Raw genomic sequence first — 15,380 nt, 5'->3', positions numbered from 1 at the left:
TTGTAGATGAAAATTGTAGATTAAGATATGAAACGATTATTTCTTTCTATATTGCTTTGTGTATTTGTGTGGGGGATGAAGGCGCAGGAGATGGATGCGGTCTTTGTCGCCATGCCTGACCAATATGTACCCCAGCTGGAAAATGCCTGGCGTAAGGATTTGATAGATTTGTATAATTCAGGAAAGGAAGCGAAGCTGAAAAACACCATGAACGGCTTTTCCACCTTGAAGAAGCTGACGGACGATTACCTGTTGTTGCAGGTGACGGAGCGCAGCACGGTAGAGATGAAGCTCTTGCCGCTGGTCAACGATACCTATGTCGTTTGTATGATCACGACCGTATACGGTCCTGTTCCCGACAGCCAGGTCGAGTTTTTCACGACAGACTGGAAGCTGTTGGACTCTGCTGATTTGTATACTCCGGTTCCGGTAGAATGGTTCATTAAAGACGATGCCGACAAGAACCGCACCGCCTTTATCGAAGCAACTGCTCGTCTGGATATGGACTTACGGAAATATTCGCTTAGCCCCGACGACCAGACGTTGACGGTCGAATACACGACCCCCAAATATTTGACGAAAACCGAACGCAAGCAGGTGGAACCTTTCCTGAAGAACACTCCAAAGGTCTATATCTGGGAAAAGTTCCACTTTAAATAAAAGGGGGGGGATATAAATCTACCAGTCGTATCCCGGAGCAATGGTCGAACTTTTGATTACGATCTTCGCTTCGGAGTCGAGTATGATATGTATCTCATTGTTGTCTTGTTTCAGTTCAAAATCGTAGAACAGGCCGTCCGGCCGTTCGATTGCCGTGATATCTTCTATTTTATATTGGTTGTAGGCGGAGCTTTGCAACGCATCCATAACGGCGACAGGAACGTCGCGGGCGGTGATTTCCCAATGTGTGGAGACCCATTGCTCCTTCGTGTCGAACCATACTTCTTTGTGCAGATTCTTTTCTTGTATATCCACTTCCGTCCCGTTAGTCTCTTTTTCGGATTTCAGGATCGTTGCGGCCGGATACTTCTGTTTCAAGAAGTTCCGGATAGGAGTTGCGACGTTTTCGGCAGGTGTTTTTTGTTTTTGCCGGTTGTTGCTGCATGCGGCGAACAGTGTGAGGCTGCATAAGTACAATAGCAAGACGGATAATTTAGTTTTCATGACTTGTTGTTTTTTATTGTTACTATTCGTGGCGAGTTCCCGATCGAACTCTGTCTCGAAAGAAACAATTCTTTTGTCTTCATGGTTGTCCGCCACGATAATAATATGCCTTTTTTATTTTTTTCGTTTTTCTCATGTTATGTTTTCGTTTCTTTGTCGTCATAATAGTAGAAATGGAACTCGAAACGTTTAAAATAACCGTGCTGCCGCTTCGGGAGAAGTTGATCAATATTTCCTGGCGGATGATGGAGGACAGGTCGGATGCAGAAGACATCGTGCAGGAGACTTTTCTGAAATTGTGGCAGATTCGCGAGAAGCTGGATGGTTATAACAGTGTCGAGGCGCTGGCTGTACAAGTGGCCAAGAACCTGGCGCTGGACAAACTGAAACAGCATCGGCCGGAAGGGACGGATATAGCCTTGCTTTCTCTTGATTCGGGAACAAGGAACCCGGCGGAAGAATTGGAGCAGCACGATACGGTTGCCCGTATCCGTTGGCTGATAAGTAAGTTGCCTTCGCTACAGCAAACCATTATCCGGATGAAAGATGTCGAAGGATATGAATTGGCGGAGATAGCGGAGATCACAGGCACTCAGGTCGAAGCGGTTCGGGTGAATCTTTCGAGAGCCCGGAAAAAGATACGGGAACAGTTAATGAAGGAGTTATGATTTATAATTTGTGATTTATGGGAAAGAGGAATCTACATATGATAGAGGAGTTGCTGGAACGGTATTTCGAAGGTGAGACTTCTGCCGCGGAAGAAAAGCAGATCCGTGCCTTTTTCGCTTCGGGAGAGGTGCCGGAGCATCTGGCTGCCTATGCTCCTCTGTTCGCTTATTTCGACGAAGAAATAGAACGTGATGCGGAAGCGCAAGTTGGCGAACCGGATTTGGACCCCGAACCGGTATCCGTTCCGTTCCGCTCTGCGAACCGGAAGCGTGCAGCCCTTTACCTCTTTTCCGGCGTGGCAGCTTGTGTACTGGCTCTGTTGGGAGTTACCCGCCTGCTGTATCCCGCTGATCCCTGTTTCTGTTCCGACAGCTATGTCGTGATAAACGGCCGTTGCTATACCGATATCCATAAAGTTCGTTCATTGGCGATCGAAGCGTTGCAGGAAGTGGCCACTCCTGCCGATGATTACTTCCCGGAGATGGATAAGGATGAGGCAGACCGCCGAATAATAGATAACCAGTTAAAAGAATTAGGTAGTCTTTTTAGTGAAGACGAATAAAAGAATATCAAGATGAAACAGTTGAGGTATAGGCTATTAATAATGTTGGCTGCTTTGATGCTGTTGCCGACCGGTGTGGGAGCTGCCGAAGCGCAGAAAGACCTGAAGATACAGGATGTCTTTACCCGTTACGGTAAAAAGAGGAATGTCACGATGGTGGAGCTTTCCAATGAAATGCTGGAAACATACGGTATGACGCGCTACAAGAGCATCACGATCAAGGACGATCCGGAAGCTCTTCGCTTTACCCGCCAATGTCTGGAAGCCGATCAGCGAGGAGCACGCAAGATCAAGGAGGTGACCGACGACGGGGGAGTGGTCTCCGCTTATTACCAGCTTCCGGGCAAAGACCCGGACGTGAATCGTTTTGTCCTGTTCAAAGTCAACTCCAAAGGGACGATCACATTGGTCTATATCGAAGGAGAATTGGACAGCGACGACCTGATCACCCTTTTATTTACCAAAAAAGATTTATAAACAGATAAACAAGAAAAGATATGAAAAGATTTTTACTGATCATAGCCGCATGCTTTCCTGCCATCGGATTGCTGGCTGCAGATGTTGAACCGATGCCGGCCGATACGGTCATCCGGTTGGAAAACAAACGTATCGTAGTGAAGGACAACGGCGAACGGATGAAAGTGAAAGTGTATGAACTGACCGAAGAAGGCGATTCGATAGACCGTGAAATGATCTTCGAGGGGCATTACCGGGACGGACAGAGTTACGAACGGCGCAAACATATCAAGTCGATCAATATCCCGATCCCTTCTTGGGACAAAGATTTTGATCCGCACTGGGCAGGCTTCGGCATGGGCTTCGCCAACTTCTCCGGTAGTGACGGGATCAACGACGTAGACGGTGTTTCGCTTCGTAGCGGTAATTCGTTGGAATATAATTTGAATTTTATGGAGTTCAGTTTCCCCTTCTCCCGTTATAGATGGGTGGTCGTGACCGGGGCCGGTATGCGCTGGAGCCGTTATCGGCTGGATATGAATGCTCATTTTCAGGAAGTGGACGGTGTGACGCAGTTGGTTCCTGCTCCCGAAGGCATCGTTTATAATGCCAGCAAGTTGAATATCACCAGCTTGACGATTCCGGTCCTGCTTGAATGGCAGTCGCCTAAACATCGTCGCAAGGCTCCGCGTTTCTTTATCTCAGGTGGGGTGGTAGGTGTGGTCAAAACTATTTCTTCTTCCAAAATCGTCTATCATGATGCGGATGGCGAAAAACGTAAGAAAAAGATGGACCGTGGCATGAACCTTCGTCCTGTAACAATGGATTTTCTTTTTCAGGCAGGTGTCGGTTGCATCGGTTTCTATGCCAAATATTCTCCTTTCGGCCTGTTTGAGAAGGACAAAGGCCCGAAGGTGCATCCAGTTTCTTTGGGATTGCAGTTGCATATTTAATCTTGTTGGGCATCATTCTTTAGGGTAAGGATTAATCATATTGGATGGTTTGAACCATAACATAGCATAAACTATTTCGAAAGTCATGGTAAACTAATCCAAGACATACATCATATTATTCATATGTAGTACTACCTATCACGAATACGTAGTACTACATATCGTCTATAGGTAGTACTACATATAGACAATAGATAGTGACTACCAACAGATACTTTGCTATATGTAATTAGTTAGTTCTTGGGGTGTTTTGACTTAGTTGATGGCATGAAACGGCTTAATTTACCAGTTGTCAGAGGTTCGGTTTCAGATGGTGTCGGTAAGGTGTCGGTATCTTTTGCATTTTTCCATATAAAATTCATTTACGGCTCATAGTATTGCCAATATTGAATGTGGATTATAGAACCGCGTTTCTGATATATAGTATGAAAAGAAAGACTTGGGTGTTCGGGATTCAACAATTTGGCCTTCCAGCTTGTTCTATCTCCGTTATTAACAAATAAAACACAGATGATTATGGCTGGAATAATGAACACTTTGTGGGACGAAAGTTCCGAACTGGAGGATGAAATGCTGACGCCGCATCCGATCTTGTCCGATGATTACACGGCTCATGACATGACAAAATTGGACGAAACGATTGAAAAGGCGGAAGAAAACGAGAAGATTATTGAAGAATCGTTGAAAACGTCTCAGGATAAGTAATTTGTTCCCGGCTGTTTCGTAAGTTTGCGGACAGCCGGTTTTTTCGCTTTATGTAGCACTCTTTAATAGTTGGTGATAGGAAATTATTATCATACCTTATATACATATTGAAAATAAATCCCTATTTTTGTGCTCTAAAACATTAAAATAAACCCAACAAAGATGGCTGCAACAAAACGTATTAAACGTGCATTGGTATCGGTATACCATAAAGATGGATTAGATGAAATTTTGAAGAAGCTCCACCGCGAAGGTGTTAGTTTTGTGTCGACGGGTGGTACTCAGAAGTTTATAGAAGAGCTGGGACTCCCGTGTGATGCAGTAGAGGACCTGACCGGCTATCCTTCTATCCTGGGCGGACGTGTGAAGACGCTTCACCCGAAAGTGTTCGGTGGTATTTTGAACCGTCGTGATAATGAAGGTGACCAGGCCCAGATTGCCCAATATGAAATTCCTGAAATAGACTTGGTGATTGTCGACCTGTATCCGTTCGAGGAAACAGTTGCTTCCGGTGCGGAAGAACAGGCAATTATCGAAAAGATAGATATAGGCGGTATTTCTCTTATCCGTGCCGCTGCAAAGAACTTTAAAGATGTAGTGATTGTAGCATCTAAAGCCCAGTATCAGCCGTTGATGCAATTGCTGAACGAAAAAGGGGCTGAAACTTCTATCGAAGACCGCAAATGGTTTGCCAAAGAAGCGTTTGCCGTTTCTTCAGGCTATGATTCTGCAATCTTCAATTATTTCGATGACCGCCAAGGCTCGCATTTCCGTGCTGCCGTGGATGATCCGATGCACCTGCGCTACGGTGAAAACCCGCACCAGGCTGCCAAGTTCTATGGCAAATTCGATAATATGTTTGACCAGTTGCATGGTAAGGAAATCTCTTACAACAACCTGCTCGACATTGACTCTGCTGTAAACCTGATTGACGAATTCGACGAACTGACGTTCGCCATCCTAAAACATAACAATGCCTGTGGTATCGCATCTCGCGGTAACGTGGTGGATGCCTGGAAAGATGCTTTGGCTGGTGACCCGGTGTCTGCCTTCGGCGGAATCTTGATTACGAACACGACTGTAAACAAGGAAGTGGCGGAAGAAATCAATAAGATTTTCTTTGAGGTGATCATCGCTCCGGCTTATGATGCCGATGCCCTTGAAGTCTTGAAACAAAAGAAAAATCGTATCATATTGGTCCGCAAGGAATGCAAGACTTGTCCGATGCAGTTTCGTTCATTGTTGAACGGCGTGTTGATGCAGGAAAAAGACCTTAGCATTCAAGGAGAAGCCGATCTGGAACCGATGACGGAAAAGAAACCGACGGCTCCAGAAGTGGAAGACTTGTTGTTCGCCAACAAGATCGTGAAGAACAGCAAGTCTAACGCGATCACACTGGTGAAGAACAAACAGCTTTGTGCAAGCGGTATCGGACAAACTTCACGTGTGGACTCTCTGAAGCAAGCTATTGAGAAGGCCGTTTCATTCAATTTCGACCTGAATGGCGCTGTTATGGCTTCGGATGCGTTTTTCCCGTTTGCCGACTGTGTGGAAATTGCCGACAAAGCCGGTATCACCGCCGTTATCCAGCCGGGAGGTTCTATTAACGACAAGCTGTCCGTTGATTATTGCAACGAACATGGTTTGGCTATGGTCAAGACGGGTATTCGTCATTTTAAACACTAATTGGAATATTTATGATTTATGATTTATAGTTGATTGGGTTTTCAGTCTGTTTGTGAGTCATAAGTTTATAGGTTATAAATCATAAATGATAAATCAGAATTCAAAAAATGGGATTATTTTCTTTCACACAAGAATTGGCAATGGACTTGGGGACTGCCAATACCATTATTACCTGCAACGATAAGATGGTAGTGGATGAGCCTTCCGTAATCGCTCTGGATGCTCGTTCGGAAAAGGTGCTGGCGGTAGGGCGCCAGGCACGTGAGATGTACGAAAAGACCAATCCGAATATTCGTACGATCCGTCCGCTCCGCGAAGGTGTCATTGCCGACTTCTACGCTGCCGAGCAGATGATGCGTGGATTGATCAAAATGGCCAGCGGACGCAAACGCTGGTTTGCTCCTTCGCTCCGTATGGTGATCGGTATCCCGTCGGGTAGTACGGAAGTGGAAATCCGTGCCGTCCGCGACTCTGCCGAACATGCCGGTGGCCGTGAGGTATATATGGTTTTCGAACCGATGGCAGCCGCTATCGGGGTCGGCATGGATGTGCTTGCTCCGGAAGGAAACATGATTGTAGACATAGGTGGCGGTACGACCGAGATCGCGGTGATTTCGTTGGGGGGGATCGTTTCCAACAAGTCTATCAAGATGGCGGGCGACGACTTGACGAACGATATTGTGGAATATATGCGCCGCCAGCATAATATACGCGTCAGCGAACGTATGGCGGAGCGTATCAAGATCAATGTCGGCTCCGCTTTAAGTATCCTCGAGGACGCTCCTGAAGATTTTGAAGTCTGCGGTCCGAACCAGATGACGGCTCTGCCGATGAAAGTGCCTGTTTCCTACCAGGAAATCGCACATTGTTTGGACAAGTCGATTTCAAAGATTGAAGCCGCCGTTCTGAGCGCGTTGGAACAGACGCCTCCTGAATTGTATGCCGATATCGTAAAAAACGGCATCTATCTGGCCGGTGGCGGCGCTTTGCTGCGTGGTATCGACAAACGTTTGCGCGACAAGATGGGGATCGAATTTCACGTGGCAGACGATCCTTTGCATGCAGTAGCAAGAGGTACGGGGATTGCGTTGAAGAATATCGACAAGTTTAATTTCCTTATCCGGTAAATATAAGTTGAAAGTTGAGAGTTGAAAGTTGAAAGTAAACAAGTGGTGTACTTGCTGAATATTCAACTTTCAACTTTCAACTTTCAATTTTCAACTGATTATGCGTAAACTCCTGGATTTTTTAGTCAGAAAGAGGCATTGGTTCCTATTCATTTTGCTAGAGATCATATCGTTGACGTTGGTTTATCGCAATAATGCATATCAACGGAACATTATGTTCAGTTCGGCAAATGTGATAACCGGACATATTACTTCTGTTTCCGGCTTTGTTACTTCCTACCTGAACCTGCGTGATATAAATCGGGAGCTTCTGGAGCGTAACGGACAACTTGAAATGGAGTTGCTAGAGTTGCAGGACCAGTTGGAGATGATGCGGGCCGACACTGCTCTGTTTGTCGGTTTTGCACCTGACTCGACCGGACAGTTTCCGTATAGTTTTGTGATGGCGGATGTCGTGAACAACAGTGTTACGTATTTATCCAATTATATTACGGTGAACAAAGGCCGTAAGGATGGAGTGGAGCCGGACATGGGAGTTGTGTCTGAACGGGGTGTCGTGGGAATTGTGTCGACGGTTTCCGACCATTTTTCCGTTGTAATCCCTCTGTTGAATCCGAAGTTCAAACTGAGCTGCAAGGTGTTGGGGAGTAGTTATTTCGGAACGTTGAGCTGGAACGGGCGTAATGCGCGTTTTGCCAATCTGGACGAGTTGCCGCGCCACGTGGAGTTTGAGAAAGGAGATACGATCGTGACGAGCGGTTATTCCGCCATTTTCCCGTCTGGGATTATTGTGGGTAAAGTCGTGAATTTCGAGAAACAGCATGATGATAACTTTTATTCGCTTGAAGTGGAATTGGCTACTGATTTCCAGGCCTTGAACAATGTGCGTATCATAAAGAACTATCGTCAGGCAGAGCAAAAAAATACAGAACGGGAGGCGAAAAAGAATGATTAACAATATACTGCGGGGCTTCATTTATTTTGTGGTGCTGGTGTTGGTTCAGGTTTTGATCCTGAACAATATCCATTTCCTGCGTGTGGCAACGCCGTTCTTGTATCTTTATTTCATACTGAAAATGCCAGTGGGGAGCTCACGGACGAATGTGGTGTTTTTCTCTTTTCTGATCGGGTTGACGATTGATGTTTTTTCAAATACGCCGGGAATGCATGCGTTTGCTTGTACGCTGGCCGGTTTTATCCGTCACTCGTTAATTCAGTTATTGATGGGAAAAGACCTGCCGGAAGGGATTAATCCCTCTTACAAAACGTTCGGATATGGCGGTTTTTTCCGCTATACACTGCTTTTTGTCGTGATTCATCATGTGGCGTTGTTTTTGATTGAGTCGTTGACATTATTCGATCCGCTGTTCCTGGCGATCCGCATCGCGGCGAGTGTGGTGACGACAACCTTGTTAATTTGTACAATAGAAGCATTCAATATAGGGTCCCAGAAAAGTGGAGATTAATACGAAGTATACTCTTGAGAACAGGCGTTTCGTGATTGGTGGCGCCGTTGTTCTGTTGGTTCTCATCTTTATCATTCGTTTGTTCTTTCTGCAAGTAGTGGACAGCGACTATAAAGCGTGGGCAGACAGCAATGCGTTTCTGAAAAAGACACTGATCCCTTCCAGGGGTATCATTTATGATCGCAACGGGAAGCTGCTGGTTTATAACCAGCCTTCTTATGAAGTCATGTTGGTTATGCGTGAGATTCAACCGTTCGATACGCTTGATTTCTGCAATATCCTCGGTATTACAAAAGAGCTGTTTGTAAAACGTATAGCTGAAATTAAGAACAGGCGGTTGAATCCCGGCTATTCTTCCTATGTCCCGCAGGTGTTCATGAATCACCTCTCCGCACAGGAATGCGGTGTTTTGCAGGAAAAACTGTATAAATTTCCGGGTTTTTATATTCAGAACCGTACAATCCGGGAATATGAATATCCTTATGGAGCCCATCTGTTGGGTAATATTGGGGAGGTGAACCAGGGGGATATCGAGAAAGATCCTTATTATGTGCAGGGAGATAATGCCGGACGTTCAGGTGTGGAATTGTCTTACGAAGAGGCTTTGCGAGGCGTTAAGGGTGTGGAGATTCTGTTGCGTGATGCGCATGGACGTATAAAAGGGCGGTATGAAGAAGGTCGCCACGATGTGGCTCCCGTGTCTGGTAAGAACCTGACGCTTTCGATCGATATGGATTTGCAGGCTTTGGGTGAGAAGCTGATGCAGAACAAGAGGGGTAGCATTGTCATGATCGAGCCGGAAACCGGGGAGGTTCTGTGTCTGGTTTCTTCGCCTTCTTATGATCCAAACTTGTTGGTCGGTCGCCAGCGGGGAAAGAACCATATCATGCTGTCGAAAAATTCGGACAAGCCTTTGCTGGATCGTGCCATCATGGGGCGTTATCCGCCGGGATCGACATTCAAGCCGACACAGGCGTTGACTTTCCTTCAGGAGGAAGTGATTACGACAGAAACCTTGTATACTTGTGCACATGGATATACAGGGGCCCGGAACGGCAAACCGGCCTGCCACGGCCATGCTTCTCCTCTGAATGTGACTTATGCGCTGGCTACTTCCTGCAACTCCTTTTTTTGTTGGGGGTTGCGTGATATGATCGATAGCCGTCGGCGTTATTCGAGTGTGGGAGAGGCGTTTGAAGTTTGGAAGAATTACTTGGTATCTATGGGATACGGTTATAAGTTGGGCATTGACCTGCCTGGGGAAAATAGAGGCTTTTTGCCGAATAGCGAGTATTATAATAAATATCACGGTAAACGTTGGAGTTCCAGTACCGTCATTTCTATTGCGATCGGGCAGGGTGAAGTGTTGGCTACGCCATTGCAGATTTGTAATTTGGCGGCAACCATCGCTAACCGGGGATATTTTATTACTCCGCATGTCGTGAAGGAGGTACAGGACACCCCGCTGGATTCCCTTTATACGGATAAACGGTACACGATGGTGGAACGCAAAAATTATGAAATCGTAGCCGAAGGTATGAGGAATGCCGTTATAGGCGGAACTTGTCGGGGAGCGGCTATAACGGATATCGAAGTCTGCGGCAAGACTGGTACGGCCGAAAATCCGCATGGGAAAGATCACTCAGCTTTTATCGGTTTTGCTCCTTATCGGAATCCGAAGGTGGCCATCTGCGTGTATGTGGAGAATGGTGGTTTCGGTGCGACCTACGGCGTGCCGATCGGCAAATTGATGATGGAGAAGTATCTGAAAGGCGAAATCTCGGAGGAGAACAAGTTGCTGGAAGAGACGATGTCGAATGCGGTTGTATCGCCAAACGTTTTATCTTTACCGAATCGTGAGTTATAGGAAGACGGAAATATGGAAGACGGTTGACTGGTTGACGATTATCCTTTATGTGGTGTTGGTCGTTGCCGGCTGGTTCAGCATCTGTGGTGCTAGTTATGAATTCGATAACGTGGGGTTATTTGACCCGTCGGGCCGTCCCGGTTCGCAGTTGATGTGGATGGGATTGTCGGTAGGGTTGATCTTTGTGCTCTTGATGCTTGAGAGTGAGTTTTTTGATGTTTTTGCCTATCTGATATATGCCGGTTTCATCGTGTTGCTGATTGCTACGATTTTTCTGGCTCCGAACATAAAAGGTTCCCATTCGTGGCTTGTTTTGGGACCTGTCAGGTTGCAGCCGGCTGAGTTTGCCAAGTTTGCGACGGCACTTGCTGTCGCGAAGCTGATGAATACCTATGGTTTCAAGCTGACTGTTCCTAAAAACTTTATAGCCGTCTTGTCGCTAATATTTCTGCCGATGATTTGCATCCTGCTGCAGCAAGAGACAGGTTCGGCACTGGTCTACTTGGCTTTCTTCTTGATGTTATATCGGGAGGGGATGTCGGGATATATTCTTTTGTCGGGAGTCTGCGCGGTTGTCTTTTTTGTCACTAGCATGAAGTTTTCGGATGTGACGGTGGGAGATACGGCGGTGGGAGAGTTGCTTGTCTCTTCTCTGATCCTGTTGATCACGGTTATCCTGATACAGATAGAAAGGAAAGATACCCGTGCAATACAGGTGATATTGGGGACTGCGGGTGTTGCTTGTTTAGGAGGGTATGCCGCTTCTTTTTTTATGCCGGTCGATTATTCCCTGATATCGATCGGGGTGATTTTGCTGGTTGCCTGTTATCTGGTTTTTCTTTCTATCCGCAACTGGGCGTGGCATTATGTGTTGATCGCAGTCTTTGCATTGGGATCATTGGCTTTTATGTATTCGGTGGATTATGTGTTTACCGATATCCTGGAACCGCATCAACAGATACGTATCAAGGTTTCATTGGGATTGGAAGATGATCCGAGCGGTGCCGGCTATAATGTGAATCAGTCGAAGATCGCGATCGGTTCTGGTGGACTTACCGGAAAAGGCTTTCTGAACGGTACGCAGACCAAACTGAAGTATGTTCCAGAGCAGGATACCGACTTTATCTTTTGTACGGTAGGTGAAGAACAAGGGTTCATCGGGGCTTCTGCGGTCTTATTGTTGTTCGGATTTCTGATCCTGCGCCTGATTGTGTTGGCGGAGCGGCAAAGTTCCACTTTCAACCGGGTGTACGGCTATAGTGTCGCTTCTATCTTTTTCTTCCATTTGGCCATTAATATAGGGATGGTGACGGGGCTTACACCTGTGATCGGCATTCCGTTGCCTTTCTTTAGCTACGGCGGTTCTTCCCTTTGGGGATTCACGATCCTGCTTTTTATCTTCCTTCGCTTGGATGCATCCAGGAGGGAACGGTAGGGCTAAGGGCTGCTCACTTGGCCGGGCGAACCGAGAAACCGATTTCTTGTATTCCTTTCAAAGCATCGTCGCGCATCCCTTGGCGGAAACTGAACGTATATTGTCCGGCATGCGGAAACTTATATTGCGAATGAATGGGAAAACTGCTTTGGTATAAGGAAATGCCATGTCCGTGCCATTTGCCGAATTCGTCGGCAAGCATGCATTCGATGGTGTCCCGGCGGAGCGGGCCGATCGGCTGCTCTTCACTGCAGAAAAGCCATAAGTTCTGATAGGGGTACAAGTTATTGTTCCTTACTTCCAGTGTCAGGTCGTAAGGAACAGATATATCTTTCACCTCGAAGGTGAAATAGTATTCCTTGTCCTTTTCCCACGTGATATTGTTGATCGCCTGGTATTGGTCGTACAAGGCTGGGTTTTCGCAGGAAAAGAACAGAGAACAAGTCAGTGCGGCAATGACTCCTTTAAGCTTCCGGCTTTGTGTCCGGCTTGCTTTCCGGTTTGGCAGCAGGCTTAGCTTGTTGCTGAGGTTTGTCATTATTCGGTTGCTTATCGTTATTTACTCGGTTCGGACGCGGTCTGTTACGGTTGTTTTCGCGGTTCTCCCGTTCGCGGTTGTTCTCCCGGTTTCCGCTGTTACGGTTGCGGTTTCCGTTTCTGTTCCCGTTTCCTTTGCCGTTTTTATTTTCGTTGCCGGTGTTGCCGTTCGCTTTTTCTCCGTTGAAAGGTTTGCTGTTCCCTTCGTTGCCGGTGTTGGCAGCGGCTTCTTTCGGCAGGTTTTCCTTGTTGCCGTTTCCGTTGCGTTTCTTTTTCTTCTTTTTCAGGGAAGCATCGAAACGGGTAACACTGTCTTGCCCCAGGATATCCTGCGCATCGCGTTTGGGCGGTTGCGGCTTGGTATCGGCTTCGAGCGTGACAGGCTTCATGCCTTTCTTGTTCATGTTGATCACATCGAAGGCGCGGTTGGCTGAGATTGTAATCAGGTTGGCCGCGAACGATTTATCGGTAGAGTAGGTGATTTCCCGTTTGAAGATATCCGTTTTAAAGTGATAATAGGTATTGTCCTTTGTTTCCAGCACCACTTCACGGGACGGTAAGCGTTTTTGCGCTTCCACATAGGCGTCCACTTCATAGTTGATGCAGCATTTCAGCTTGGCGCATTGGCCGGCCAATTTCTGGGGATTCATGGATATATCCTGATAGCGGGCGGCTCCGGTGGCTACAGATACGAAACTCGTCATCCAGCTTGAACAGCACAACTCGCGCCCACAGGGGCCGATACCTCCGATGCGTCCGGCTTCCTGGCGGGCACCAATCTGTTTCATTTCGATGCGGACACGGAATGCTTCGGCGAGTACTTTGATCAACTGGCGGAAGTCGACACGCTCGTCGGCAATGTAATAAAAGATCGCCTTATTGCCGTCACCCTGGTATTCCACATCCCCGATCTTCATATTCAGTCCCAAATCGGCAGCGATCTGGCGCGAACGGATCATTGTGGCGTGTTCCTTGGCCTTCGCCTCTTCGTATTTCTCGATATCGGTCGGTTTGGCTTTACGATACACCTTTTTAGGTTCATTGCCTTCGCCAGTGCGGACATTGTTCTTTTTCATCTGGAGAAGGACGAGCTTGCCGGTCAGTGTCACAGTCCCGATGTCATGCCCTGGGCTGGCTTCCACTGCGACTAAATCTCCTTTTTCCAGAGGTATCTTGGAACTGTTGAGGTAATACCCTTTGCGGGTATTTTTAAACTGCACTTCCACGTAATCGGTAGCGTTTGCCGCATCGGGCACGTCGCAAAGCCAGTCGTAGGTGTTCAGTTTATTATTTTGTATCTTGCTGCATCCTTTTTTACCCATGCAGCAACTTCCTGTATTTAATTTAAAATCCATTTGTCTGGTATATATAATGTATTTATAGTGCGTACAATTACGCAAAAATAGTCAAAATATTTGGTTCGTAGCAAATGAAGAATGAATTATAAAGAGAAAGGGCAAAACAGAATGTTCCGTTTTGCCCTTTTTGGTATTATTTGTCCATGCTGATTTATTTGACCAGACCGTGACTTTTAAATACTTTGTGAATTGCTTCTAATGCGTAGTCGAGCTGTTCAATTGTGTGAGTCGCCATCAGTGAGAAGCGGATCAGCGTATCTTCAGGCGCAACAGCCGGAGATACGACTGGATTTACGAAAATACCGGCTTCGAACAATTCCTTTACGATCAGGAATGTCAGGTCGTTGTTACGGATAAACAATGGAATGATCGGTGTTGAGGTATGGCCGATTTCGCACCCCATATTACGAAATCCATCCAAGGCATAGTGGGTAAGTTTCCACAGGTGTTCGATGCGTTCCGGTTCGCTCAGCATAATATCGAGTGCTGCGCCGGCCGCAGCTGTAGCTGCTGGAGTATTACTTGCACTGAATATATAAGAGCGGGAGTTATGGCGGAGATAGTTGATCGTCTCTTTGTCCGAAGCGATGAAACCGCCGATGGAAGCAAGCGACTTACTGAATGTACCCATAATCAGGTCTACATCGTCTGTTACTCCGAAATGATTACAGGTTCCACGACCGTGATCGCCCAGAACACCCAAACCGTGGGCTTCGTCTACCATTATGCTTGCGTTATACTTTTTGGCTAACGCAACGATTTCCGGTAATTTGGCAATGTCACCTTCCATACTGAATACACCGTCGATAACGATCAGCTTTACCTTGTCGGGTTCGCATTTCTGGAGTTGCTTTTCTAAGGACTCCATATCATTATGCTTATATTTCAGTTTGGTAGAGAAGGAAAGACGGTGTCCTTCGATGATGGATGCATGGTCTAGCTCGTCCCAAATGATATAGTCTTCACGTCCTGTCAGGCAGGATACAACACCCAAGTTTACCTGAAATCCCGTAGAATAAACAATGGCATCTTCTTTTCCGACAAATTCGGCCAGACGTTTTTCCAACTGAATGTGCAAATCCAACGTCCCGTTCAGGAAACGCGAACCGGCACAACCTGTACCATATTTCTTAATGGCATCAATTGCCGCCTCTTTTACTTTCGGGTGGTTTGTCAGGCCTAAATAGGCGTTAGAACCAAACATCAGGACCTTTTTACCGCTGATCATTACTTCTGTATCCTGATCACTTTCAATCATTCTGAAGTATGGATAAATTCCTGCGGCCATAGCCCGCTGAGGTGCATCGTACTTTGATAGTTTCTCTTGTAAAAGTTTCATATTATAATTAACAGAGAATGATTTTCTCGCTACGTTGTTATTCTAAAAGAACCCAG

16 protein-coding genes are annotated in these 15,380 nt (G+C 46.5%); 12 read left to right on the top strand and 4 right to left on the bottom strand.

Going from position 1 to position 15,380, the window contains the following annotated elements; translation table 11 throughout:
- The first annotated feature begins 27 nt into the window (after positions 1-27).
- Entirely contained in the window at positions 28-660 is a 633-nt protein-coding gene (locus BHV83_RS07440) for a DUF3256 family protein (protein WP_122205739.1), read from the top strand.
- Between the two features lie 18 nt (positions 661-678).
- On the opposite strand, the gene BHV83_RS07435 is transcribed toward BHV83_RS07440, so the two are convergent.
- A complete protein-coding gene (locus tag BHV83_RS07435; RefSeq protein WP_122205763.1) occupies positions 679-1,164 on the bottom strand; it encodes a PepSY-like domain-containing protein in 486 nt (161 codons plus the stop codon).
- A gap of 173 nt (positions 1,165-1,337) precedes the next feature.
- Between BHV83_RS07435 and BHV83_RS07430 the strand changes: the two genes are divergently transcribed.
- From BHV83_RS07430 to rodA, 11 genes are all read left to right on the top strand, one after another.
- Positions 1,338-1,832 (top strand): GFO_1088 family ECF-type sigma factor, encoded by a 495-nt coding sequence (locus BHV83_RS07430; protein ID WP_005647806.1) that lies wholly within the window; start codon positions 1,338-1,340, stop codon positions 1,830-1,832.
- 17 nt (positions 1,833-1,849) lie between these two features.
- Positions 1,850-2,395, top strand: coding sequence for a PG0215 family putative anti-sigma factor (locus BHV83_RS07425; RefSeq protein ID WP_119216518.1), 546 nt, complete (start codon positions 1,850-1,852; stop codon positions 2,393-2,395).
- 12 nt (positions 2,396-2,407) lie between these two features.
- A complete protein-coding gene (locus BHV83_RS07420) occupies positions 2,408-2,872 on the top strand; it encodes a DUF6108 family protein (protein WP_005640994.1) in 465 nt (154 codons plus the stop codon).
- A 20-nt stretch (positions 2,873-2,892) separates the two neighbouring features.
- A complete protein-coding gene (locus BHV83_RS07415) occupies positions 2,893-3,804 on the top strand; it encodes a PorT family protein (RefSeq protein ID WP_286757171.1) in 912 nt (303 codons plus the stop codon).
- A 516-nt stretch (positions 3,805-4,320) separates the two neighbouring features.
- The gene (locus tag BHV83_RS07410) at positions 4,321-4,509 is read left to right on the top strand and encodes a hypothetical protein (protein WP_005651262.1); all 189 of its coding nucleotides are present in this window, start codon (positions 4,321-4,323) and stop codon (positions 4,507-4,509) included.
- A gap of 162 nt (positions 4,510-4,671) precedes the next feature.
- Positions 4,672-6,195, top strand: coding sequence for a bifunctional phosphoribosylaminoimidazolecarboxamide formyltransferase/IMP cyclohydrolase (gene purH, locus BHV83_RS07405; RefSeq protein WP_005640988.1), 1,524 nt, complete (start codon positions 4,672-4,674; stop codon positions 6,193-6,195).
- Positions 6,196-6,302: 107 nt separating this feature from the next.
- The gene (locus tag BHV83_RS07400) at positions 6,303-7,322 is read left to right on the top strand and encodes a rod shape-determining protein (protein ID WP_005640987.1); all 1,020 of its coding nucleotides are present in this window, start codon (positions 6,303-6,305) and stop codon (positions 7,320-7,322) included.
- A 100-nt stretch (positions 7,323-7,422) separates the two neighbouring features.
- Positions 7,423-8,277, top strand: a complete 855-nt coding sequence (gene mreC / locus BHV83_RS07395) for a rod shape-determining protein MreC (protein WP_005640985.1) — start codon at positions 7,423-7,425, stop codon at positions 8,275-8,277.
- Entirely contained in the window at positions 8,270-8,788 is a 519-nt protein-coding gene (gene mreD, locus BHV83_RS07390; protein ID WP_005640984.1) for a rod shape-determining protein MreD, read from the top strand. The genes mreC and mreD overlap by 8 nt, the downstream gene beginning before the upstream one ends.
- On the top strand, positions 8,778-10,655 hold the full coding sequence (gene mrdA, locus BHV83_RS07385) for a penicillin-binding protein 2 (protein WP_005640981.1): 1,878 nt from the start codon (positions 8,778-8,780) through the stop codon (positions 10,653-10,655). The genes mreD and mrdA overlap by 11 nt, the downstream gene beginning before the upstream one ends.
- On the top strand, positions 10,645-12,090 hold the full coding sequence (gene rodA, locus BHV83_RS07380; protein WP_374938854.1) for a rod shape-determining protein RodA: 1,446 nt from the start codon (positions 10,645-10,647) through the stop codon (positions 12,088-12,090). The genes mrdA and rodA overlap by 11 nt, the downstream gene beginning before the upstream one ends.
- A gap of 13 nt (positions 12,091-12,103) precedes the next feature.
- On the opposite strand, the gene BHV83_RS07375 is transcribed toward rodA, so the two are convergent.
- The 3 genes from BHV83_RS07375 to spt all read right to left on the bottom strand — a co-directional run bounded on the left by BHV83_RS07375 (position 12,104) and on the right by spt (position 15,324).
- A complete protein-coding gene (locus tag BHV83_RS07375; RefSeq protein ID WP_036724653.1) occupies positions 12,104-12,628 on the bottom strand; it encodes a gliding motility lipoprotein GldH in 525 nt (174 codons plus the stop codon).
- Positions 12,555-13,982, bottom strand: a complete 1,428-nt coding sequence (locus tag BHV83_RS07370; protein WP_005651267.1) for a PSP1 domain-containing protein — start codon at positions 13,980-13,982, stop codon at positions 12,555-12,557. Before BHV83_RS07370 ends, BHV83_RS07375 begins: the two co-directional genes overlap by 74 nt.
- Before the next feature lie 154 nt (positions 13,983-14,136).
- Positions 14,137-15,324 carry a serine palmitoyltransferase gene (gene spt, locus BHV83_RS07365; protein ID WP_005640975.1) on the bottom strand — a complete coding sequence of 396 codons (1,188 nt, stop codon included), beginning with the start codon at positions 15,322-15,324 and terminating at the stop codon, positions 14,137-14,139.
- Positions 15,325-15,380: the final 56 nt, after the last annotated feature.

This window comes from Parabacteroides sp. merdae-related_45_40 (assembly GCF_001915675.1).
This window is presented reverse-complemented; position numbering and strand designations above follow the sequence as displayed.

Excerpts from the sequence above, each read along its gene's own strand:
- BHV83_RS07440 (WP_122205739.1), top strand. The coding sequence starts at position 28 with ATGAAACGATTATTTCTTTCTATATTGCTTTGTGTATTTGTGTGGGGG.
- BHV83_RS07435 (WP_122205763.1), bottom strand. The coding sequence starts at position 1,164 with ATGAAAACTAAATTATCCGTCTTGCTATTGTACTTATGCAGCCTCACA.
- BHV83_RS07430 (WP_005647806.1), top strand. The coding sequence starts at position 1,338 with ATGGAACTCGAAACGTTTAAAATAACCGTGCTGCCGCTTCGGGAGAAG.
- BHV83_RS07425 (WP_119216518.1), top strand. The coding sequence starts at position 1,850 with ATGGGAAAGAGGAATCTACATATGATAGAGGAGTTGCTGGAACGGTAT.
- BHV83_RS07420 (WP_005640994.1), top strand. The coding sequence starts at position 2,408 with ATGAAACAGTTGAGGTATAGGCTATTAATAATGTTGGCTGCTTTGATG.
- BHV83_RS07415 (WP_286757171.1), top strand. The coding sequence starts at position 2,893 with ATGAAAAGATTTTTACTGATCATAGCCGCATGCTTTCCTGCCATCGGA.
- BHV83_RS07410 (WP_005651262.1), top strand. The coding sequence starts at position 4,321 with ATGGCTGGAATAATGAACACTTTGTGGGACGAAAGTTCCGAACTGGAG.
- purH (WP_005640988.1), top strand. The coding sequence starts at position 4,672 with ATGGCTGCAACAAAACGTATTAAACGTGCATTGGTATCGGTATACCAT.
- BHV83_RS07400 (WP_005640987.1), top strand. The coding sequence starts at position 6,303 with ATGGGATTATTTTCTTTCACACAAGAATTGGCAATGGACTTGGGGACT.
- mreC (WP_005640985.1), top strand. The coding sequence starts at position 7,423 with ATGCGTAAACTCCTGGATTTTTTAGTCAGAAAGAGGCATTGGTTCCTA.
- mreD (WP_005640984.1), top strand. The coding sequence starts at position 8,270 with ATGATTAACAATATACTGCGGGGCTTCATTTATTTTGTGGTGCTGGTG.
- BHV83_RS07375 (WP_036724653.1), bottom strand. The coding sequence starts at position 12,628 with ATGACAAACCTCAGCAACAAGCTAAGCCTGCTGCCAAACCGGAAAGCA.
- BHV83_RS07370 (WP_005651267.1), bottom strand. The coding sequence starts at position 13,982 with ATGGATTTTAAATTAAATACAGGAAGTTGCTGCATGGGTAAAAAAGGA.
- spt (WP_005640975.1), bottom strand. The coding sequence starts at position 15,324 with ATGAAACTTTTACAAGAGAAACTATCAAAGTACGATGCACCTCAGCGG.